Annotated in this window: 19 protein-coding genes and 1 tRNA gene; 8 read left to right on the top strand and 12 right to left on the bottom strand. The window is 62.9% G+C overall.

The genetic code is table 11. The annotated features are described in order from the left end of the window. Nucleotides 1-6: 6 nt before the first annotated feature. The 3 genes from NXT3_RS01355 to infC form a co-directional block, all read right to left on the bottom strand. The gene (locus NXT3_RS01355; RefSeq protein WP_097525473.1) at nucleotides 7-477 is read right to left on the bottom strand and encodes a PepSY domain-containing protein; all 471 of its coding nucleotides are present in this window, start codon (nucleotides 475-477) and stop codon (nucleotides 7-9) included. Nucleotides 478-663: 186 nt separating this feature from the next. Then, nucleotides 664-1,209: a hypothetical protein gene (locus NXT3_RS01350; protein ID WP_104838677.1), complete on the bottom strand. Its 546-nt coding sequence runs from the start codon at nucleotides 1,207-1,209 to the stop codon at nucleotides 664-666. 272 nt (nucleotides 1,210-1,481) lie between these two features. Further along, nucleotides 1,482-2,018, bottom strand: a complete 537-nt coding sequence (gene infC, locus NXT3_RS01345; RefSeq protein WP_083854172.1) for a translation initiation factor IF-3 — start codon at nucleotides 2,016-2,018, stop codon at nucleotides 1,482-1,484. 218 nt (nucleotides 2,019-2,236) lie between these two features. Between infC and NXT3_RS01340 the strand changes: the two genes are divergently transcribed. Next, nucleotides 2,237-3,043, top strand: a complete 807-nt coding sequence (locus NXT3_RS01340) for an alpha/beta hydrolase (RefSeq protein WP_037422304.1) — start codon at nucleotides 2,237-2,239, stop codon at nucleotides 3,041-3,043. A 253-nt stretch (nucleotides 3,044-3,296) separates the two neighbouring features. Beyond that, nucleotides 3,297-3,917: a transglutaminase-like cysteine peptidase gene (locus NXT3_RS01335; RefSeq protein WP_037422307.1), complete on the top strand. Its 621-nt coding sequence runs from the start codon at nucleotides 3,297-3,299 to the stop codon at nucleotides 3,915-3,917. An 87-nt stretch (nucleotides 3,918-4,004) separates the two neighbouring features. Here NXT3_RS01335 and mbfA read toward each other — a convergent pair whose 3' ends face one another. The 4 genes from mbfA to fabA form a co-directional block, all read right to left on the bottom strand. Then, entirely contained in the window at nucleotides 4,005-4,988 is a 984-nt protein-coding gene (gene mbfA / locus NXT3_RS01330) for an iron exporter MbfA (protein WP_097525471.1), read from the bottom strand. A 158-nt stretch (nucleotides 4,989-5,146) separates the two neighbouring features. Then, nucleotides 5,147-5,953 carry an enoyl-ACP reductase FabI gene (gene fabI, locus NXT3_RS01325; RefSeq protein WP_037422312.1) on the bottom strand — a complete coding sequence of 269 codons (807 nt, stop codon included), beginning with the start codon at nucleotides 5,951-5,953 and terminating at the stop codon, nucleotides 5,147-5,149. Between the two features lie 4 nt (nucleotides 5,954-5,957). After that, nucleotides 5,958-7,178: a beta-ketoacyl-ACP synthase I gene (gene fabB / locus NXT3_RS01320; protein WP_037422315.1), complete on the bottom strand. Its 1,221-nt coding sequence runs from the start codon at nucleotides 7,176-7,178 to the stop codon at nucleotides 5,958-5,960. Nucleotides 7,179-7,228: 50 nt separating this feature from the next. Then, nucleotides 7,229-7,744, bottom strand: a complete 516-nt coding sequence (gene fabA, locus NXT3_RS01315) for a 3-hydroxyacyl-[acyl-carrier-protein] dehydratase FabA (protein ID WP_037422317.1) — start codon at nucleotides 7,742-7,744, stop codon at nucleotides 7,229-7,231. 376 nt (nucleotides 7,745-8,120) lie between these two features. Here fabA and irrA point away from each other — a divergent pair, with 376 nt between their 5' ends. Next, nucleotides 8,121-8,543 (top strand): iron response transcriptional regulator IrrA, encoded by a 423-nt coding sequence (gene irrA, locus NXT3_RS01310; RefSeq protein ID WP_097537686.1) that lies wholly within the window; start codon nucleotides 8,121-8,123, stop codon nucleotides 8,541-8,543. Between the two features lie 2 nt (nucleotides 8,544-8,545). Here the strand turns inward: irrA and NXT3_RS01305 are convergent, their stop codons facing one another. Together NXT3_RS01305 and NXT3_RS01300 are read right to left on the bottom strand one after the other, a co-directional pair. After that, nucleotides 8,546-9,181: a trimeric intracellular cation channel family protein gene (locus tag NXT3_RS01305; protein ID WP_037422322.1), complete on the bottom strand. Its 636-nt coding sequence runs from the start codon at nucleotides 9,179-9,181 to the stop codon at nucleotides 8,546-8,548. Between the two features lie 114 nt (nucleotides 9,182-9,295). Further along, entirely contained in the window at nucleotides 9,296-10,084 is a 789-nt protein-coding gene (locus tag NXT3_RS01300) for a YdcF family protein (protein ID WP_104838676.1), read from the bottom strand. Between the two features lie 163 nt (nucleotides 10,085-10,247). On the opposite strand from NXT3_RS01300, the gene NXT3_RS01295 reads away from it, so the two are divergent. Further along, entirely contained in the window at nucleotides 10,248-11,369 is a 1,122-nt protein-coding gene (locus NXT3_RS01295; RefSeq protein WP_158665311.1) for a PAN domain-containing protein, read from the top strand. 18 nt (nucleotides 11,370-11,387) lie between these two features. On the opposite strand, the gene NXT3_RS01290 is transcribed toward NXT3_RS01295, so the two are convergent. Both NXT3_RS01290 and NXT3_RS01285 read right to left on the bottom strand, forming a co-directional pair. Next, nucleotides 11,388-11,463: transfer RNA gene (locus tag NXT3_RS01290), tRNA-Ala, on the bottom strand. 198 nt (nucleotides 11,464-11,661) lie between these two features. After that, nucleotides 11,662-12,051, bottom strand: coding sequence for a TIGR02300 family protein (locus NXT3_RS01285; protein WP_037422328.1), 390 nt, complete (start codon nucleotides 12,049-12,051; stop codon nucleotides 11,662-11,664). A 283-nt stretch (nucleotides 12,052-12,334) separates the two neighbouring features. On the opposite strand from NXT3_RS01285, the gene aroA reads away from it, so the two are divergent. The 3 genes from aroA (at nucleotide 12,335) to rpsA (ending at nucleotide 16,979) form a co-directional block, all read left to right on the top strand. Then, complete coding sequence (aroA, locus tag NXT3_RS01280; RefSeq protein WP_104838674.1) at nucleotides 12,335-13,681, top strand: 3-phosphoshikimate 1-carboxyvinyltransferase; 1,347 nt, start codon at nucleotides 12,335-12,337, stop codon at nucleotides 13,679-13,681. 789 nt (nucleotides 13,682-14,470) lie between these two features. Beyond that, on the top strand, nucleotides 14,471-15,106 hold the full coding sequence (cmk, locus tag NXT3_RS01270) for a (d)CMP kinase (RefSeq protein ID WP_104838673.1): 636 nt from the start codon (nucleotides 14,471-14,473) through the stop codon (nucleotides 15,104-15,106). Between the two features lie 166 nt (nucleotides 15,107-15,272). Next, the gene (gene rpsA, locus NXT3_RS01265) at nucleotides 15,273-16,979 is read left to right on the top strand and encodes a 30S ribosomal protein S1 (RefSeq protein WP_037422333.1); all 1,707 of its coding nucleotides are present in this window, start codon (nucleotides 15,273-15,275) and stop codon (nucleotides 16,977-16,979) included. 84 nt (nucleotides 16,980-17,063) lie between these two features. Here the strand turns inward: rpsA and NXT3_RS01260 are convergent, their stop codons facing one another. Next, the gene (locus tag NXT3_RS01260) at nucleotides 17,064-18,623 is read right to left on the bottom strand and encodes a hypothetical protein (RefSeq protein WP_104838672.1); all 1,560 of its coding nucleotides are present in this window, start codon (nucleotides 18,621-18,623) and stop codon (nucleotides 17,064-17,066) included. Between the two features lie 309 nt (nucleotides 18,624-18,932). On the opposite strand from NXT3_RS01260, the gene NXT3_RS01255 reads away from it, so the two are divergent. Next, nucleotides 18,933-19,262: a DUF6665 family protein gene (locus tag NXT3_RS01255; protein ID WP_097525657.1), complete on the top strand. Its 330-nt coding sequence runs from the start codon at nucleotides 18,933-18,935 to the stop codon at nucleotides 19,260-19,262. Nucleotides 19,263-19,328 lie beyond the last annotated feature (66 nt).

The raw sequence follows: 19,328 nt of genomic DNA, 5'->3' as shown, positions 1-19,328 counted from the left end.
TCTGCCTCAGAAATTCACGAATCTGCCGGTGCGCGCATCGATCCCGAGATCGCGGATGACGCCTGTGCCATCGCGCGTCCTCAGCCGGTAGACGTCGCTGCCCATGTATCGTACCAGCTCGACTGCGATGACCATGCCGTAAAGATCGCGATCGACCAGGGCGAGCAGCTTGCTGAGCGGCAGGATCTCTCCCCTGGCGACCGCGTCCCGCGCATCCTCCTGGCTTCTGGTTTCCCGGGTCCTGTCGTTCTCCGGGGCCGCCGTGCTGCGGTCGCCTCGGGTGCCGGTATCGCCGCTGCCGCCGGTATCCGAGGTGTCGCGGCTGTCCTTTCCGTCCTCGGCCAAAGCGGCACCGCTCGCGGACAACGGCAGGACACAGGAGGCGACCGACCAGCAAACGAATGCGGCCAGACTCCGGCGCATGAGCGAAGCGGGACGGGGCGGCGCAGCGCGCTCCAGGCAGATATGGTCTCTCATTATCCCCTCAACACAGGTCGCCGCAGCATCCGCCAGAAAAGTGACGGAAACAGGGGTGGAACTTCGATTTTCTTGCTGAAACGGGCGTGCCCCTCGCAGCAGGATGATGCAAGAGGCACGAATATGATAAGTCTGCGGCGATGGCGACAGCCACCGCCGCAGTTCAGGGCTCAGCCCGGAATCGGATCAGTTCGCCGTCGGCGTTCCGCCACCGTCTTGTCCACCGCCGGTACCAGTATCCTGTCCGCCACCGGAACCACCTTCGCCGCCGCTGCCGCCGCCTTCGCCGCCGCTGCCGCCGCCTTCGCCGCCGCTGCCGCCGCCTTCGCCGCCGCTGCCGCCACCTTCGCCGCCGCTGCCGCCGCCTTCGCCGCCGCTGCCGCCGCCTTCGCCGCCGCTGCCGCCGCCTTCGCCGCCGCTGCCGCCGCCTTCGCCGCCGGTGCCGCCGCCTTCGCCGCCGGTGCCGCCACCTTCGCCGCCAGTGCCGCCGCCAGTGTCTTGTCCACCGCCCGTACCGGTATCCTGTCCACCGCCTGTGCCGGTGTCCTGTCCGCCGCCGGATCCACCTTCGCCACCTGTAGTGGGGCTGCTCGTGTCGAAGCCGCCATTAGGTCCGGCTTCGAAGCTGCTGGCCGCGCCGGTATCCGCAAGAGCCATCGTCACGGGTCCTCCAACGACGCCGATCAAGCTCACTGTGGAAACGAGCAGCACTTTTTTGAATGCGCTGTGCATATCTATACCCTTCCTTGTTTTGGAACGGGCAGAGACTGGCATCCGGCAACTGACAGGCGGCTGAGCGCGGCTGTCAGCATTCTGTCAGGCCCGCCAACGATGCGCCACTGCATGTCTCCTTAAATCGACCTCGATTTAAGGAGACATGCAGCAATTCAAAGTGCTACAGCGACCTTTGCGCGTCTGATAAGACGCGCGGCGCTGTAGAACGCAAAAAGCCGCCTCACGGCGGCTTTCACTTGGGATTTCGCGTGCGGCCCACGCCTTCGTGCTTACTTCGGCGCGAGCACCATCATCATCTGGCGGCCCTCGAGCTTCGGCTCGGCTTCGACCTTGGCGATCGCCTGCGTATCGTCCTTGACCTGCAGCAGAAGCTTCATGCCGAGCTCCTGGTGGGCCATTTCGCGGCCGCGGAACTTCAGCGTCACCTTGACCTTGTCGCCCTCTTCGAAGAAGCGGTTCATCGCCTTCATCTTCACCTCGTAATCATGGGTGTCGATGTTCGGGCGCATCTTGATTTCCTTGATCTCGACGATCTTCTGCTTCTTGCGCGCCTCGGCCGCCTTCTTCTGGTTGGCGTATTTCAACTTGCCAAGATCGAGAATCTTGCACACCGGCGGTTCGGAATTCGGTGCGATCTCCACCAGATCAAGACCGGCCTCTTCCGCCATGCGGAGCGCCTGGTCGATCGGCACGTTGCCCATGTTCTGGCCTTCGGCGTCGATGAGCTGAACCCGGGGAACCCGGATTTCCTTGTTTGCGCGCGGGCCTTCCTTGACTGGGGCGTCCGCTTTGAACGGTCTGCGAATGGTCGTACTCTCCTCGAGCTGTTTTCGGTAATAGTGGTCGATCAAACGATCAGCGTCATCTCAAACTAGCGCTTGAAACAGTCACTGACGGCAATGTGTGAATTGCGGCTCCAGAGTCAATAGCATGGGTCGCAAGGAAAATCACCTCTTCCAGGCTCTGGCGAATCTGTTTTTAGCGGGATATCTGAACGAAACGGGTGCTTGCGAGGAATTAAGCGATGCCAGCCATGCCGGCCGAAACCGAAGTCACGCATGTAAAGGTGGGCGCGGAAGCCTCGGCGCGCAACATCGCCGTGCGGATTTTCCGCGCCGAACTCCCCTCAAACCGCCCGGCGCTCGTCTGGCTCGGCGGCTACCGGTCCGACATGACCGGCACGAAGGCGCTCGAAGTCGAACGCCATGCGCAAGCGATCGGAACGGACTGCGTCCGCTTCGACTATTCCGGCCACGGCGCTTCCGGCGGCGACTTCAAGGAAGGCACGATCTCGCGCTGGCTCGAGGAAAGCCTTGCCGTCGTCGATCACGCGGTCGCCGGGCGCATGATCCTGATCGGCTCCTCCATGGGCGCATGGGTGGCACTGCGCCTCATCGAAGAGCTGAGAGCACGCGGTGAGGGGAAGCGCATCGCCGGCCTGGTGCTGATCGCCCCTGCCCCCGACTTCACCGCTGAGCTGATCGAGCCCAACCTGTCGCCGGCCGAACGGGCTTCGCTCGCCGAACGCGGCTATTTCGAGGAGCCGTCGGAATATAGCCCGGAGCCGAATGTCTTCACCCGCGCCCTGATCGAGGACGGGCGGGAAAATCGGGTCCTTAAAGGGCCGATCGCGACCGGCTGCCCGGTGCATATTCTCCAGGGGATGCGCGATCCCGATGTGCCCTATACGCATGCGCTGAAGCTCATGGAGCACATGCCGGCGGACGATGTCGTCATGACCCTCATTCGCGACGGCGACCACCGGTTGTCGCGCGAGGAAGACGTCTTCAAACTGAAACAGGCGATCAGCGCCATGCTCGCCAAGGCCTAACTTCCGGGCCGGCACTCGTCAACAAACCGCCCCGTTTTCGGAACCATCCCGGACAGCCCGGGGTGCAAGGCTTCCGCTGACTTATAGTGGATGATCTTAACCATAAAGGTCAATCAGACGAATCGGTAGATTGACTCAAACCGCCCCGCCATATTAACACTTTATTAACGATTAGAGCAGCGCTAGGGGAAGCCTACAAAAGCTGTCATCAACTTGAGATTGCGCGTGCACGCACGCGCTGCAGGGGATTTGTATGGCATTTTGGACCGGGGTAAAGGCAGGCGTCGCGGGATTCTGCGCATTTTTCATTTCGGCAAGCATGGCGGTTCCCGCTCAGTCGGGATCCACTCCCTGGATGCAGACCGGCTCTGCAACCTCGCAGCCAATCGGGCATTTCGAATTCTGTCAGAAGAACAGAAGCGAATGCGGCGTCCGGTCTCGGGCGGGCGCGCCGCCGCGCGTCACGGCGAGCGGCTGGGCGGTCATCCGGCAGGTGAACGCAGCCGTCAACCGCGAGATCTCGCCGGTCACCGACCAGGAGCTTCTCGGCCGCGACGAGGTCTGGTCCTATCCGAAGGGCCGGGGCGACTGCGAGGATTTCGCGCTTGAAAAGCGCCGGCGCCTGATGCAGCGCGGCTTCGCGGCCGGCAATCTGCTGTTGACGGTAGTGCGCAAGCCCGACGGCGAGGGTCATGCCGTTCTGACGGTGCGCACCGCCCAGGGCGATTTTATCCTCGACAATCTCGACAACGGCGTGAAGCTCTGGACCAACACGCACTACCGCTTCCTGAAGCGCCAGGCTTCGAGCAATAGCGGCCGCTGGGTGACGATCGACAACAGCGCCGAGGTGCTGGTCGGTTCGGTCGGCAACTGAACCGCCGGACAATTCGATCAAGAAAGGGCCGGTCAGCGGCCCTTTCTTCATGGCGTCTCTTCCCAATTCCGCTGCGCCGTCGTCGCATCACGCATTGCCGATGACGATGCCCGCCGCGAGCACCAGGCCGCCGCCGAGCACGACCTGAAAGGCCGCCCTGAGGAACGGCGTTTCCATAAACCGGTTCTGGATGAAGGCAATGGCCCAGAGCTCGAAGAAGACGATCGCCACCGCGGTCACCGTCGCCGTCCAGAAATGCGGGATCAGATAGGGAAGCGCATGGCCAAGGCCGCCGAGCGCGGTCATCACGCCGGAGGCGAGACCGCGCTTGACCGGTGAGCCGCGGCCGGAAAGCTTACCGTCGTCGTGGGCGGCTTCGGTAAAACCCATGGAGATGCCGGCACCGACCGAGGCCGACAGCCCGACCAAGAAGGTCTGCCAGGTATCCTGGGTTGCAAAAGCGGCAGCGAAGATCGGCGCCAGGGTCGAGACCGAACCGTCCATCAAACCTGCGAGACCCGGCTGCACATAGGTAAGGATGAACTGTCGGTGCGACGTTCGGTCTTCCTCGGCCCGCACTTGCGCCGGCGCATGACTTTCGCCGAGCCGGCGGGCGAGAGACTCATGTGCCTTCTCGGCAATCGCCAGATCCCCCAACAGCTTGCGCGTCGCCGCGTCCCGCGTGCGTGCTGCCGCCTCGAGATAGAAGCGGTGGGCAGCCTCCTCCATGGCTTCCGCCTCTGCGCGCGCTTTCTCGATCGGCATCTCGGCAATGAGCCAATCGGGCTTCCGCTCCGGGAAATCGCGCACATGCTCGCGCCGGATGAGCGGAATCCGGCTGCCGAAGCGTGCCACGTGCAGGTCGATCAGCGCCTGTCGGTGGTGGCTCTCTTCCTCGGCCATGCCTTCGAACACGCGGGCGGAATGCGGGTATTTTTCGCGCAGCGCATCCGCATAGGCGAGGTAAATGCGTCCGTCGTCTTCTTCGGAAGAAATGGCGAGTGCCAGAATATCCTGTTCGCCCAGCGACAGAAACGGACGCTTCGAGCGGGAGAAGAGACGGGAAAACATCGATAGCAGCCTTCTTTAGAATTATTCTAAAGAAATAGGCGGCTCATCCTCAGGCGTCAAGGCCGTGGGCCGGTAGGCAGCCGACGCAGCGCCGCCGCCATTCTCCGACCCACCGGCAAGGTTTCTCCCAATTCAGGCTTGGCGCGGTGAGCCTCGCTTCATTCCGCGTCGGCGACGCGGAGCGTCTCGAGCGTCGGCATCGAGGTGATGTTATAGCCGGAATCCACGTAATGGATTTCACCGGTGACGCCCCGGGAAAGATCGGAAAGCAAGTAGAGCGCCGAACTGCCGACGTCCTCGATGGTGACCGTGCGGCGCAGCGGCGAATTCTTCTGCTGCCAGGAGAGCATGGCGCGGGCGTCGGAAATGCCGGCGCCGGCGAGCGTGCGGATCGGGCCGGCGGAGATGGCGTTGACGCGGATGCTGCGGGTTCCGTAGTCGGCCGCAAGGTAGCGCACCGAGGCTTCGAGCGCCGCCTTGGCGACCCCCATGACATTGTAGTTCGGCATCACCCGCACCGAGCCGCCATAGGTCAGCGTCAGCATCGTGCCGCCATCGCTCATGAGGTCGGCGGCGCGCCTGGCGATCTCGGTGAAGGAGAAGCAGGAGATCACCATGGTGCGGCTGAAATTCTCCCGCGACGTATCCGCGTAGAGACCTTTCAACTCGCTCTTGTCGGAGAAGCCGATGGCATGGACGACGAAGTCGAGCTTGCCCCAGCGCTCCTTGATCGCGTCTATGACGGCGTCGACCGAGGCGATATCCTCGACGTCGCAGGGGAGAAGGAAGTCGGAATTCAGCTCCGCGGCAAGCGGCTTGACGCGCTTGCCGAGCGCCTCGCCCTGATAGGTGAAGGCGAGTTCGGCGCCCTGGCTTGCGAGGGCCTTGGCAATTCCCCAGGCAATAGAATGGTTGTTGGCCACCCCCATGATGAGGCCGCGCTTTCCGTTCATCAGTCCGTTCATCTGGTTATCCGTTATAGCGCTGGAAGACGAGCGTGGCATTGGTGCCGCCGAAACCGAAGGAGTTCGAGAGAACCGTGTCGATCTTGGCGTTGTCGATGCGCTTGCGGACGATCGGCACGCCCTCGAATTCGGGATCGAGCGTGTCGATATGGGCGCTTTCGCCGATGAAGCCGGCCTGCATCATCAACAGGCCGTAGATCGATTCCTGCACGCCGGCAGCCCCGAGCGAATGGCCGGTCAACGATTTTGTCGACTGGATGTGCGGCATCTTCTCGCCGAACACCTCGCGGATGGCGCCGATCTCCTTCTGGTCGCCGACCGGCGTCGAGGTTCCGTGCGTGTTGATATAGTCGACCTCGCCCTTCACGGTCGCGAGCGCCTGGCGCATGCAGCGCACCGCGCCCTCGCCGGAGGGGGCCACCATGTCGTAGCCGTCCGAGGTCGCGCCATAGCCGACGATCTCGGCATAGATCTTGGCGCCGCGGGCCTTGGCGCGCTCCAGCTCCTCGAGCACGAGGACGCCGGCGCCGCCGGCGATCACGAAACCGTCGCGGTCGACGTCATAGGCGCGCGAGGCCGAGGCCGGCGTGTCGTTGTACTTGGAGGACATGGCGCCCATGGCGTCGAAGAGGTTCGACATGGTCCAGTCGAGATCTTCGTGGCCGCCGGCGAACATCACGTCCTGCTTGCCCCACTGGATCATTTCCGCGGCATTGCCGATGCAATGCGCCGAGGTCGAGCAGGCCGACGAGATCGAGTAGTTGACGCCGTGGATCTGGAACCAGGTGGCAAGCGTCGCGGAAGCGGTCGAGGACATCGCCTTCGGCACCGCGAAGGGGCCGATGCGCTTGGGGCTGACATTCTTGCGGGTGATCTCTGCGGCCTCGACGATGGTGCGCGTCGAGGCGCCCCCGGAACCCATGATGATGCCGGTGCGCTCATTGGTAATGTCGGCGGCATCGAGGCCCGCATCGGCAATCGCCTGCTTCATCGCCACATGGTTCCAGGCACCCGCCTGCGACAGGAATCGCATGGCACGCCGGTCGACGAGTTCGGCCGGGTCGAGCGTCGGCTGGCCCCAGACCTGGCACTTGAAGCCGTGCTCGGCGAAATCCGGGGAAAAGGTGATGCCCGACTTCGCTTCGCGCAGCGACGCGGTGACTTCGTCGGCATTGTTACCGATCGAGGAAACGATGCCGAGGCCCGTTACAACAACCCGTCTCATGGTAGATGACCTTTTCTTTATCTCGCTGGATGCGGGAGACGTCCCGCGGCTTAGTCGGCCTTGTCCTTGGACAGACCGACACGCAGATCGGTCGCCTGATAGATAGTCTCGCCATCGGCCTTCAGCCAACCGTCGGCGGTGCCGAGGACGAGGCGCCCGCGCATGACCCGCTTGAAGTCGATTCCGTATTGAAGCAGCTTGGTATGGGGACGAACCATGCCCTTGAACTTCACTTCGCCGGTCGACAGCGCCATGCCGCGGCCCGGTTCGCCGAGCCAGCCCAGGAAGAAGCCGGTCAATTGCCACATGCCGTCGAGGCCCAAGCAGCCGGGCATGATCGGGTTGCCCCGGAAATGGCATGGGAAATACCAGTCGTCCGGACTGACGTCGTATTCGGCGCGGATAAATCCCTTGTCGAAGTCGCCGCCCGTTTCGGAAATCTCCGTGATGCGATGGACCATCAGCATCGGCGGCAGCGGCAGCTGCGCATTGCCGGGGCCAAACAGTTCGCCTCGGCCGCAGGCAAGGATTTCCTCATAGCTGAAGCTGGATTGCCTGGTGGTCATGAATGGTTGCTTCCCCGAGTTCTCAAAAGTTCTCCGACCTGCTTTAGAGCAAGTTCGGCCTGAATTGAAGCGCGGCCCGTTATGGTCGCTGCCGGTTGCAGTCTGTCACCGTCGTCCAAGCAGAGCGACATGCGGGTGGAAAAACCCGTCTCGCATTGTCCTAAGCGCCGCTCCCTAGGCGATGGCGTTCCGCCGTCGCTTACAGTATGTATGTGGCCTCTGCCAGAGTTAAATGCCAGCCTTCCCCCCCTTTAGGCCGTTTTTCAGGCCTTTGCAGGTCCTTCCAGGGGCGGAATCTATTGAAAGCCTCGGCGGCAGAAGTTATATCGCAAGCTGATACTCCATAATCTTGGCAGGAATATCGGAACGGCTGCGCATGACGAAAGCAACGGAAATCTCTTCGCAGGAGAGGCTGCGCAATTCGGGCCTGCGCCCGACGCGCCAGCGCATCGCGCTCGCGGATCTGATTTTCGCCAAGGGCGACCGTCACCTGACCGTCGAGGAACTGCATGAGGAGGCGGTCGAGGCGGGCGTGCCCGTATCGCTCGCAACCGTCTACAACACCCTGCACCAGTTCACCGAAGCCGGCATGATCCGTGTTCTCGCCGTCGAGAGCGCCAAGACCTATTTCGACACGAATGTTTCGGATCACCACCATTTCTTTATCGAGGGCCAGAACGAGGTCCTCGACATTCCGGTGAGCAACATCCAGATCGGCAACCTCCCGGAGGCGCCGGAAGGCATGGAGATCTCCCATGTCGACGTGGTCGTCCGTCTGCGCCGCAAGACCCACCGCTGAGTCTACATGACCTCGTCTGGATCACGGCCTGGCCCGGCCTTGCCGGCCGGCAGCGTCCAGCCATAGCGAAGTGCCCCCCCGCGGACCGCAAAGGCAGCCGCAACGCCGAGCGCTGAACTCGCGGCAAGTGGCAGGCCGATCAGCGTCGCCACCACGAAGGCGCCGGCGCCGACGAGTGCGGCGGTGACATAGATTTCCGGCCTCAACAGCACTGACGGCTCACCGGCCAAGAGATCACGCAGGATGCCGCCGAAGGTCGCCGTCAGCATGCCGGTGACAATCGCAACCGTCGGCGAGCCGGTCGCCGCCAATCCCTTCGCCGCGCCCATGACGCAATAGGCGGAAAGCCCGACCGCATCGAGCCAGACGAGCAGCCGGTAACGCGACTCGAAACGGTGCGATGTCAGGAACACCAGGAACCCGACCGCGACGCAGACCAAGACATAGGCGGGGTTCATCACCCAGAAAACCGGCGTCGCGCCGAGGATCACGTCACGCATCGTGCCGCCGCCGATGCCGGTGACGGAGGCGAGGAACAGGTAACCGACGATGTCGAGTTGCTTGCGCGAGGCAGAAAGCGCGCCGGTCGCGGCGAACACGGCGATGCCGGCATAGTCGAGAATTTCGAGGATCGGCATGGATGCTCCGCTTGGACGACGCCCGAATTGGCAATTCAAGATCATTAACGCGGCGTCGCCGACAAGTCAGGAGGCACGCGCGCTCTCGCTGCCGTATTGCCGTCCACGCCTGTATCACTCTGGCAGCAGCGTCTGCGTGCGGCCGAGCAGATAATAGGCGAGAAGCCCCGTCCATTCCTTGGCGGCCGTCGTCGCCAGCTGCGCATTGAGCAAGGGCTGAGTGAAATCAAAGACGAGCCGCACCTTGCCGCTCGTCCGGTAGTCCGCCGGCCAGGGCACGACCTCGATGCCGTTGGCGCGGAAGAGGCCGATCGAGCGTGGCATATGATAGGCCGAAGTGACCAAAGCACAGCGTTCGAGCCCGTTCGTCGCGAGGAGATCCCTCGTATAGCGGGCGTTCTCGAAAGTCGTGCGCGAGGCTTCCTCGCGGATCACCCGATCGGCCGCGATCCCGAAGGCGCCGAAAAAGCCTTGCGAGGCCCGCGCATCGCCTTCATAGGCGCCTGTGATCGAGCCGTCGCCGCCCGAAACCAGAACGCGCGCCGCCGGATAGGCCTTGGCGAGCCGGACCGCCTCGATGAAGCGATCGGCCGCCTGGTTGAACTCGATACCGCCGCGGCTTGCGATCACCACATTCTCAAAGGCGCCGCCGAGCACGATGATGCAGGAGATTCCCGCCGGCGGGGCCAAGGGTCGGGGAAACCGGTCTTCGAGGATCTGCAGGAAATAGGGGCCGGCGGTGGTGAACAGGCTGAGGAACAGCACCAAGAGACCGAGCGAAGCGAAGATGCCGCCGCTCCGGCGGAAGCGGGAGAAGATCAGCAGCACGCCGAAGAGGATGCTGAAGAAAGCAACGGAGAGCGGCTGGGCAATGAGCCAGAAGATTTTGGAGGCGAGGAACATGATGATCGTTCTTGTTCCGGTCGGTTAAGATTTCGCAAAGTCCTTAGGCGGCTTCACCGTCCAGACATGCCACTCTCGACTAAGTCTCTCATCAATTTGTCCGTTTTGACTCCGGATGCAAAGCGGACTTCACTCAACCTTGGGATCGCGTTGAGGGGCGTTCGTGTTCAAACGCTTAGCTTTAGTACTTGGCTTCCTGTGGATGATGCCGCTCAATGCCGGCGCCGCACAGCTTCAAATGGAGAAGCTCTCGGAGAGCATTCATCTGATCCTTGTCGACGGCGAATTTATCGAAGGCGACGACACCCGTTTCAAGAATATGGCGATCACGGCCGAACGAGCCGTCGTTGCGTTCAACAGCCCCGGTGGCCTTGTACAAGTCGGTATTGAGATCGGCCGAACGATTGCGATCAAAGGCTTCTATACGGCCGTTGCGGATCAACATGTGTGTGCATCGTCATGTGGGTTGGCTTGGCTGGCTGGCCACAAACGGCTGCTTTCTCCAACATCCAAGATCGGATTTCATGCAGCCTTCGTCAACGAGGCGGGTCGGCAAGATGTAAGCAGTGCGGGCAATGCCCTGGTCGGCTCATACCTCCAGCAGCTCAACCTTAATCCGAATATCATCGTCTATGTCACCGCGACCGGCCCCTCCTCCATGCAGTGGCTGACGGCGGATGATGCGGAGCGGATCGGCCTGGATGTGAAGGTCTTGCATCTAGGTGACACCGCCGCAGGTGCACCAGTGCCCTTTGGCGGAGCCGCAGAAGAACAAGCCAATCTCTCCGTGCCGGAATCCACTGTCCCGCAGCGAAGCTGGCTCTATTTCGACTACACCGATCTTCCGGGCTACGACCTACCCGGCATGCCGCTGAAGCTCGAGACCGCCGCGCAGTGCCAGTCGGCCTGCCAAGCCACCGACCGCTGCTCTGCCTTCACCTTCAATCAAATTCACAGCGCTTGCTTCCTGAAAGGAATGGCCACCGAAGCGCTACAGTTTTCGGGCGCCGTTTCCGGCTACTATGGTCAGACGAGCGACATCAGCAGGGTCGGCCACGATTTTGGCCCTTCGGTCGCATTTCGGACGAGCAGAAACGTCGAGATCGTGGGCAAACCGTTCGCGAGGATCAAGAACTTCAGTCTGGCCGCCTGTCAGGATCAGTGCGTCCTCACTCCATCTTGCCAAGGCTTTTCGTTCTATCGAAACGGAATGTGCCTGATGTTCGAGGCGCGCAACCCCACGAAGGCAAATCTTACGTCAGTAGCCGGGGTTCGTGCGGACTGAGGGCTGCTTGGGAAATTTTGGTGGAGCTAAGCGGGATCGAACCGCTGACCTCTTGCATGCCATGCAAGCGCTCTCCCAGCTGAGCTATAGCCCCATCAAGGGTCCGGCAGTGCCGGTTCCGGGAAGTTCGTCGGGCGTCGTGCCCAGCGAGTGGCGGCTTATTACTTCTGCTTTTGGCAGATGGCAAGCCGAAAATTAAAGGCCGGAGAAATTTTATCTTCCTTTCCGGCCGGCCGCCCGGCCGCTGCATGATCGCGCGGCCGGAGCAGCTTTTATCCGACTTTTGAACGCCTTAGACGTCCTCGTCCTCGTCGGAGACGCCGATAAGGTCGCTCATGTCGTCGTCATCGTCTTCGTCGTCGGCCTCGAGGAAGGTGTCGTCGTCGTCGCCGTCGATCTCGACGTCGTCATCGCCGAGATCCGGCAGGTCGTCGCCGCCCGATGCCTCGTCGTCGGCATCCTCGAGCGAAACGAGTTCGACTTCGGTGTTCTCTGCATCGACTTCCGTGACGTCTTCCTCTTCCTCCTTCTCGAGCACCTTGGCGACGGAGGTTTCCTCGAAGAACGACAGCGGATAGGACTTGCCGGTATAGGGGGAGACGATCGGGTCACGGTTCAGATCGTAGAATTTGCGCCCCGTTTCCGGGTCGATGCGCTTTGTTCCAAGTTCCGGTTTTGCCACAGTCAAAGCCTCTTGAATGGCCGGCGAGCCGGCTCTTGCCGGTAAAGCCGGCGGTTAGAAAGGTATCAAGCTGATGATGATTAGCCGGTCCCCATAATCGTCTTGGTGTCGTCTGTCAAAGGCAAACTTCCGGGGCCGGCTGCGCCGGATTTTCTTCTTGGGGGAGGATGACCCCTATTGCTCTTTATGTTAGGGAGCGCGCAACACCGGCGGTTCCTCGTTCAACCCCAAGCAGCGCTTGTCCCTGGACCGCCGACGAGCCGGATTGTCAGAGGTAAATATCATGTCCCATGGCCTGAGCCCGCGGCCCGCCACCGCCAAGAAGTCTGCCGATCTCAAGGGCACCGTGCGCATTCCCGGCGACAAGTCGATCTCGCACCGCTCCTTCATGTTCGGCGGCCTTGCCTCGGGCGAGACGCGCATCACCGGACTGCTCGAGGGCGAGGACGTGATCAATACCGGCAAGGCCATGCAGGCGATGGGTGCGAAGATCCGCAAGGATGGCGACACCTGGATCATCAACGGCGTCGGCAACGGCGCCCTGCTGGCGCCGGAAGCGCCGCTCGATTTTGGCAACGCCGGCACCGGCTGCCGACTAACCATGGGTCTTGTCGGCGTCTATGATTTCGATTCCACCTTCGTCGGCGACGCTTCGCTGACCAAGCGGCCAATGGGCCGCGTGCTCGACCCGCTGCGTCAGATGGGCGTGCAGGTGAAGTCGGCCGAGGGCGACCGGCTGCCGGTGACGCTGCGCGGGCCGCAGACGCCGAACCCGATCACCTATCGCGTGCCGATGGCCTCCGCCCAGGTGAAATCCGCCGTTCTGCTCGCCGGCCTCAACACGCCGGGCATCACCACCGTCATCGAACCGGTGATGACCCGCGATCATACGGAAAAGATGCTGCAGGGCTTCGGCGCCAACCTGACGGTCGAGACCGGTTCAGACGGCGTGCGCACCATCCGCCTCGAGGGCCGCGGCAAGCTCACCGGCCAGGTCATCGACGTGCCGGGCGATCCCTCCTCCACCGCCTTCCCGCTGGTGGCGGCGCTGCTCGTCCCGGGCTCGGACGTCATCATCCTCAACGTGCTGATGAACCCGACCCGCACCGGGCTGATCCTGACGCTGCAGGAAATGGGCGCCAATATCGAGGTCATGAACCGGCGCCTTGCCGGCGGCGAGGACGTCGCCGATCTGCGCGTCCGCCATTCGGAGCTCACGGGCGTCACGGTGCCGGAAGAGCGCGCCCCGTCGATGATCGACGAATATCCGGTGCTCGCCGTCGCCGCCGCCTTTGCCGACGGCGCCACCGTGATGAACGGCCTCGACGAACTGCGCGTCAAGGAATCCGACCGCCTTTCGGCCGTCGCCGACGGCCTGAAGCTCAACGGCGTCGACTGCGACGAGGGCGAAGCCTCGCTCGTCGTGCGCGGCCGCCCGGACGGCAAGAGTCTCGGTAGTGCCGCCGGCGCTCAGGTGAAAACCCATCTCGACCACCGCATCGCCATGAGCTTCCTTGTCATGGGATTGGCCTCCGAGCATCCGGTGACCATCGACGACGCAACGATGATTGCCACCAGCTTCCCGGAATTCATGGATTTGATGACGGGGTTGGGTGCGAAGATCGAGTGATCGATATAACAGGACATCGGTCGGACTCGCGTGGAACCAAATCTCTGCAAAGCGAAGTCGCAACGAGGCTGACGCGGTGTCATGAGCACCCCTGTAGCCGACCTTCCCCGCAGCCTCGCTTATGAGCCGTCGCCCGAAAGCGACGGCTCATACGTTACTGCGTGCCACCCGATGGGGCTTGCTGAGTACCCTGTCCTCCTGTGGGAGCGGGTTGCGTGGTTTGCCCGCCTTCAGGCGCCTGTTGCGTTCCCTGCCCACCAGCCGGTGTTTCGATGGTCGGGGCGTTGACATTGACATCCGTGTCACCTCCGCCGCCGGCACCATCGAACAGGTCGCCGCCAAAGAGGAACAAGGCGCCGACGACAAGCAGAACCAACACTATAGCCACGGCCCAGCCGCCGCCACTACCAGTATTCACAACTGTTGGACCTCTATCAGCCATTTAACTTCTCCTTATTCTTCACGCTGTGGCAAAACTCACAGGAGTGATTTAGGTTCCACCAAGAACAAGGACGGCAAAGCGGTACGATATGAGCCCGTGGACGGGTTTGAAATCACGTTTAAATAGTTTGACGCGAAATAATCGTGGTTTTCTTCAGTCGGACGAAAGAATTCCCCTATTGTTTGCCCGGCATGCAGTTGGATGTCGCTCTGAATAGTACCACCGCTGATCAGCGCCCTACCCGGCCCATACGCAACAGGCCGGCAAACCGTAAATTATCGAATGATCGTGGATTCTCCGTCGATTTTGATCTAACAGGCCCCGCAGAAACGACCGCAGGACCAAATATGATCATCATCGCCATCGACGGACCCGCCGCCTCCGGCAAGGGCACGCTTTCGCGCCGCATCGCCGAGGAATACGGCTTCCACCATCTCGACACGGGGCTCACCTATCGTGCCACGGCCAAGGCGCTCCTCGATGCTGGGCTGTCGCTCGATGATGAGGCGGTGGCCGAGAGGATGGCGCGCGAGATCGAGCTTGCCGGACTCGATCGTTCGGTACTGTCCGCGCATCAGATCGGCGAGGCGGCCTCGAAGATCGCCGTCATGCCGGCGGTGCGGCGAGCGCTGGTCGAGGCGCAGCGTGGCTTTTCGCTGAGGGAGCCCGGGACCGTGCTCGACGGGCGCGACATCGGCACCGTCGTCTGCCCGGATGCGGCGGTAAAGCTCTATGTCACCGCCTCGCCGGAAGTGCGGGCCAAGCGGCGCTATGACGAGATCATTGCCGGCGGCGGCACGGCCGATTACGGGGCGATCTTCGAGGACGTCAAAAAGCGCGACGAGCGCGACATGGGCCGGGCCGACAGCCCGCTGAAGCCCGCCGAGGATGCGCACTTGCTCGACACGTCCGAAATGGGTATAGAGGCCGCATTCCAGGCGGCGAAGACGCTGATCGACGCTGCCCTGAAAGAGAAGATTTGAAGAAAGCCCTGTTTCCGGTTCCGGCCGAAACCGTCTTTCTCGAAAAGCCTGAAATTCCGTCCATGCGCCGGATTGCCCTTTAAGAAGGGCGGACTGGGTTCAGGCCCTTTTAACGCTAGCCCCCGGCGCACATGCGTCTCCGCCAGGAGATGCAGCAGGAGATTACATGTCTGCAACCACCCCCACCCGTGATGATTTCGCCGCACTTCTCGAAGAGTCCTTCGCCAAGACGGACCTCGCCGAAGGCTATGTCGCCAAGGGCGTCATCACGGCCATCGAAAAGGACGTCGCCATCGTCGATGTCGGTCTGAAGGTCGAAGGCCGCGTTCCGTTGAAGGAATTCGGCGCCAAGGCCAAGGACGGCTCGCTCAAGGTCGGTGACGAAGTCGAGGTCTATGTCGAGCGTATCGAAAACGCGCTCGGCGAAGCCGTTCTGTCGCGCGAGAAGGCTCGCCGCGAAGAGAGCTGGCAGCGCCTGGAAGTGAAGTTCGAAGCCGGCGAACGCGTCGAAGGCATCATCTTCAACCAGGTCAAGGGCGGCTTCACCGTCGATCTCGACGGCGCCGTAGCCTTCCTGCCGCGTTCGCAGGTCGACATCCGTCCGATCCGCGACGTCACGCCGCTGATGCACAATCCGCAGCCCTTCGAAATCCTCAAGATGGACAAGCGCCGCGGCAACATCGTCGTTTCGCGCCGCACGGTTCTCGAAGAGTCGCGCGCCGAGCAGCGTTCTGAAATCGTTCAGAACCTCGAGGAAGGCCAGGTTGTCGAGGGCGTCGTCAAGAACATCACCGATTACGGTGCGTTCGTCGACCTCGGCGGCATCGACGGCCTGCTGCACGTCACCGACATGGCATGGCGCCGCGTCAACCATCCGTCGGAGATCCTGAGCATCGGCCAGCAGGTCAAGGTTCAGATCATCCGCATCAACCAGGAAACCCACCGCATCTCGCTCGGCATGAAACAGCTCGAGTCCGATCCGTGGGATGGTATCGGTGCGAAGTACCCGGTCGGCAAGAAGATCACCGGTACGGTCACGAACATCACCGACTACGGTGCGTTCGTCGAGCTGGAGCCGGGCATCGAAGGCCTGATCCACATCTCCGAAATGTCCTGGACCAAGAAGAACGTTCACCCCGGCAAGATCCTGTCCACCAGCCAGGAAGTCGACGTGGTCGTTCTCGAAGTCGATCCGACCAAGCGCCGTATCTCGCTCGGCCTCAAGCAGACGCTCGAGAACCCGTGGCAGGCCTTCGCGCATAGCCATCCGGCTGGTACCGAAGTCGAAGGCGAAGTCAAGAACAAGACCGAATTCGGCCTGTTCATCGGCCTCGACGGCGACGTCGACGGCATGGTCCACCTTTCAGACCTCGACTGGAACCGTCCGGGCGAGCAGGTCATCGAGGAATACAACAAGGGCGATGTCGTCCGTGCTGTCGTTCTCGATGTCGACGTCGAGAAGGAGCGGATCTCGCTCGGCATCAAGCAGCTCGGCAAGGACGCCGTCGGTGAAGCGGCTGCTTCCGGCGAACTGCGCAAGAACGCCGTCGTTTCGGCCGAAGTCATCGGCGTCAACGATGGCGGCATTGAAGTGAAGCTCGTCAACCACGAAGACATCACCTCGTTCATCCGCCGCGCCGATCTGTCGCGTGACCGCGACGAACAGCGTCCGGAGCGCTTCTCGGTCGGTCAGGTTGTCGACGCCCGCGTCACCAACTTCTCCAAGAAGGACCGCAAGATCCAGCTGTCGATCAAGGCTCTGGAAATCGCGGAAGAGAAGGAAGCCGTCGCTCAGTTCGGTTCATCCGACTCGGGCGCCTCGCTCGGCGACATCCTGGGTGCTGCTCTGAAGAACCGTCAGAGCAACGAGTAATCGTTGTCAGGCTGGAAATGATAAGCCCGCGGAGAGCGATCTCCGCGGGCTTTTTTTGGGCTGCGATTGCTCTTGGTTCGGCGTTCAACCGAGATCGCCGAGTTTCCTGTAGAGGTCATAGGCGTCGCTTGCCTTGGCATCGACCGCATCGTCGCCGTCGCCTTCGGGATCTTGCCCTCGCCTCGCCTCTTCCCGGTCGTCTTTGCCGGTGCTGTCGTCCTCGCCCTTATCGGCTGGATGGCGGTCGGTCCGGTCGGCTTCGTCTTCCGCCTCCTCCTTTGCCGGCAGATAGGGCACCATTGCGAAGGGGATGATCTCCGGCAGACCGCTCTCGACGAGGAGAGCGACGGCCTGTTGCATGGCGACGTCTTCGCCCGCCGGCGCTTGCCCTTGAACGGCAGCCGAACCTCGCAGGGCGGCGTCCGGCTTTTCCGCAGCGACCGGTTCGGAGATGGGCTGCCCGTCCTCGGCGGCACTGCCGGGGGGCGGAGCCTCCGGCAGCCGCTCGGGCAAATCAGGCGCCGGCCGCGTCCGCACAGCTTCTCGTTCGCCTTCCCCCGATGCCGGCGCTCGCCGGTCCTCCGCCACGCCTTCCGGCAGATCGAGACTCACTTGCAGGAGCGCATCGACGGCATCGGCGAGTGCGGACTCCGGCACGATTTCCGGAGGCGCCGCGGCCTGGACCGGTGCCCGTGCGTCGCTTCCTTTGGCGCGCGTCGGCCCATAGGTTCCGTCCGCCTCGAATCCTTCCGACCCCCTGGTCGGCGCTTGCGCGCCGGCCGGTTCCGCTTCGCCAAAAATCTGCTCCGCCCCGCCGTCCGGCAACTCGGCGGCCCGATGCTGGGCGGCCACGTCATCGCCTTCAGAACGAGCCGGCAATACGTCGTCCGTCGAAGCCGCGGCATCTTCCGAAGCCTCAGCCAAAGCCGGCTCTATCGCCTCGGCCGGCTCGAGGCCGTCCTCCGTGGCCACGGCAGAAGGCGCAGGCGCAGCACTATCGCCATTGCTCGTCGATCGCGGCGTTGGGGCCGGGACCGGCGGTTCCTCTGCCCGGGCCGGTGCACCGGGCTCTCGCGGCATTTCTTCCAGAACCGGCTCGGCGGATGCACCGTCATCGGCACCATAGGTTTTCCGCAGCATCGCCTGCAGCAGCGCCAGGTCGTTGGGCGAGGGCATCGAGGCGACGGCAAGGTGCGGGGCGGCCGGCAGCGGCAGCGGCAAATTCCGTATTCCCGTGTGGCCGGCCGGCAACGGCGTCGTGGGGTTCGCGAATCCTGCCGATGGCCCGCTTCGCGTCAGGACAGCCAGGCGTCGCGCGAGGCCGCCGCCAAGCTGCCTCTCTATCGCCTGACGCTCCGGCAGCGGCAGGGATTCCATGAGTTCGACGAGACGCCGGACAAAGGCGCGGCCGCCTTCCTGCGGCAGCGGCGGAAACTTGAGGACGCGGGCAAGATCCTCTATGAGCCGCATCAGCGCCTCGCGAGGAAGGACCTCCTTGCCCGAGAGATGACGTCCGAGGATGTCGAGCAGCTTCTGGATCGCCTCGGCGCGCTGGCCGGCAGGCGGCAGGACCCGCCGGACGGCCTGGACGAGATCGTCGCCGAGCGTGGTTGCGTTCCTGATCGTGCCAATAGGTATCGGCATCCTCATCTCCAATTGCGTGCGGCGGCGCCATCGCGGAGCCGCGCTCGCCATCGAACGTCCTTGCTGCTAGAGGGCGCCTCATGCGCATATCGGCCGATGGGCCGGCCCCGCGGCGGCTAGCCGCTGGCATGGGACTTGGCATGATGACCGAATATAGAGCGAAGAAGTTTAGGAAGTGTTAACCATGGCTGCGGCAGGGGGCGCTTTTTCCGATGGCCTCGCCAACCGGATCATGCGTCCAAGGCTTCGCTCTTGCCGGAGGGCTCCCGCCGGTCCATCCTATGAGGGCCAGTCCCGATGGAGCTGCCGATGACATTCCGTCCGCCGCAAGCGCTCAGCCGTTTCGATGCCGGAAGCGGCGTGAACGTCCTCGAATACGAATTGATGGCCGAGCGCGCCGACGCCCTGGGGCGCCATGGCCTCAAGGTCGAGAAAGCGCTCGCCGCCCTTACCGGCTTCGACCGGGATCGGGGCCGGCCGGAGGAACGCCAGCGGCTGCTCGACGAGGCGGCTGACGCCGTCTGGGCCTTCCTGATCCAGCGGGAAATCTGCGGATTGCGCGACAGCCGCGACGCGGTGCGCCGCTACGGCATTCCGGGGGAAGTCATGGCGCGGCTCGGGATCGTCAGGAGAAGATAGGCCGCAGGTCCCAGGGGCGGGACGCGGCAGTCTGCTCGCGTCGCAGCTTCAGGCATCAGGCAGGCC

Source organism: Sinorhizobium fredii, from assembly GCF_002944405.1.
Classification (GTDB): domain Bacteria; phylum Pseudomonadota; class Alphaproteobacteria; order Rhizobiales; family Rhizobiaceae; genus Sinorhizobium; species Sinorhizobium fredii_C.
Note: the sequence above shows the minus strand (reverse complement) of the source record. Positions and strands in the feature narration are given on the sequence as shown.

What these genes read in the sequence shown, in the direction of transcription:
- fabI (WP_037422312.1), bottom strand. Translation starts at nt 5,953, where the DNA reads ATGAACGGACTGATGAACGGAAAGCGCGGCCTCATCATGGGGGTGGCC.
- NXT3_RS01350 (WP_104838677.1), bottom strand. Translation starts at nt 1,209, where the DNA reads ATGCACAGCGCATTCAAAAAAGTGCTGCTCGTTTCCACAGTGAGCTTG.
- fabB (WP_037422315.1), bottom strand. Translation starts at nt 7,178, where the DNA reads ATGAGACGGGTTGTTGTAACGGGCCTCGGCATCGTTTCCTCGATCGGT.
- NXT3_RS01305 (WP_037422322.1), bottom strand. Translation starts at nt 9,181, where the DNA reads ATGCCGATCCTCGAAATTCTCGACTATGCCGGCATCGCCGTGTTCGCC.
- NXT3_RS01355 (WP_097525473.1), bottom strand. Translation starts at nt 477, where the DNA reads ATGAGAGACCATATCTGCCTGGAGCGCGCTGCGCCGCCCCGTCCCGCT.
- irrA (WP_097537686.1), top strand. Translation starts at nt 8,121, where the DNA reads ATGACGAAAGCAACGGAAATCTCTTCGCAGGAGAGGCTGCGCAATTCG.
- mbfA (WP_097525471.1), bottom strand. Translation starts at nt 4,988, where the DNA reads ATGTTTTCCCGTCTCTTCTCCCGCTCGAAGCGTCCGTTTCTGTCGCTG.
- NXT3_RS01260 (WP_104838672.1), bottom strand. Translation starts at nt 18,623, where the DNA reads ATGCCGATACCTATTGGCACGATCAGGAACGCAACCACGCTCGGCGAC.
- NXT3_RS01300 (WP_104838676.1), bottom strand. Translation starts at nt 10,084, where the DNA reads ATGTTCCTCGCCTCCAAAATCTTCTGGCTCATTGCCCAGCCGCTCTCC.
- aroA (WP_104838674.1), top strand. Translation starts at nt 12,335, where the DNA reads ATGTCCCATGGCCTGAGCCCGCGGCCCGCCACCGCCAAGAAGTCTGCC.
- NXT3_RS01340 (WP_037422304.1), top strand. Translation starts at nt 2,237, where the DNA reads ATGCCAGCCATGCCGGCCGAAACCGAAGTCACGCATGTAAAGGTGGGC.
- rpsA (WP_037422333.1), top strand. Translation starts at nt 15,273, where the DNA reads ATGTCTGCAACCACCCCCACCCGTGATGATTTCGCCGCACTTCTCGAA.
- cmk (WP_104838673.1), top strand. Translation starts at nt 14,471, where the DNA reads ATGATCATCATCGCCATCGACGGACCCGCCGCCTCCGGCAAGGGCACG.
- fabA (WP_037422317.1), bottom strand. Translation starts at nt 7,744, where the DNA reads ATGACCACCAGGCAATCCAGCTTCAGCTATGAGGAAATCCTTGCCTGC.
- NXT3_RS01255 (WP_097525657.1), top strand. Translation starts at nt 18,933, where the DNA reads ATGACATTCCGTCCGCCGCAAGCGCTCAGCCGTTTCGATGCCGGAAGC.
- NXT3_RS01335 (WP_037422307.1), top strand. Translation starts at nt 3,297, where the DNA reads ATGGCATTTTGGACCGGGGTAAAGGCAGGCGTCGCGGGATTCTGCGCA.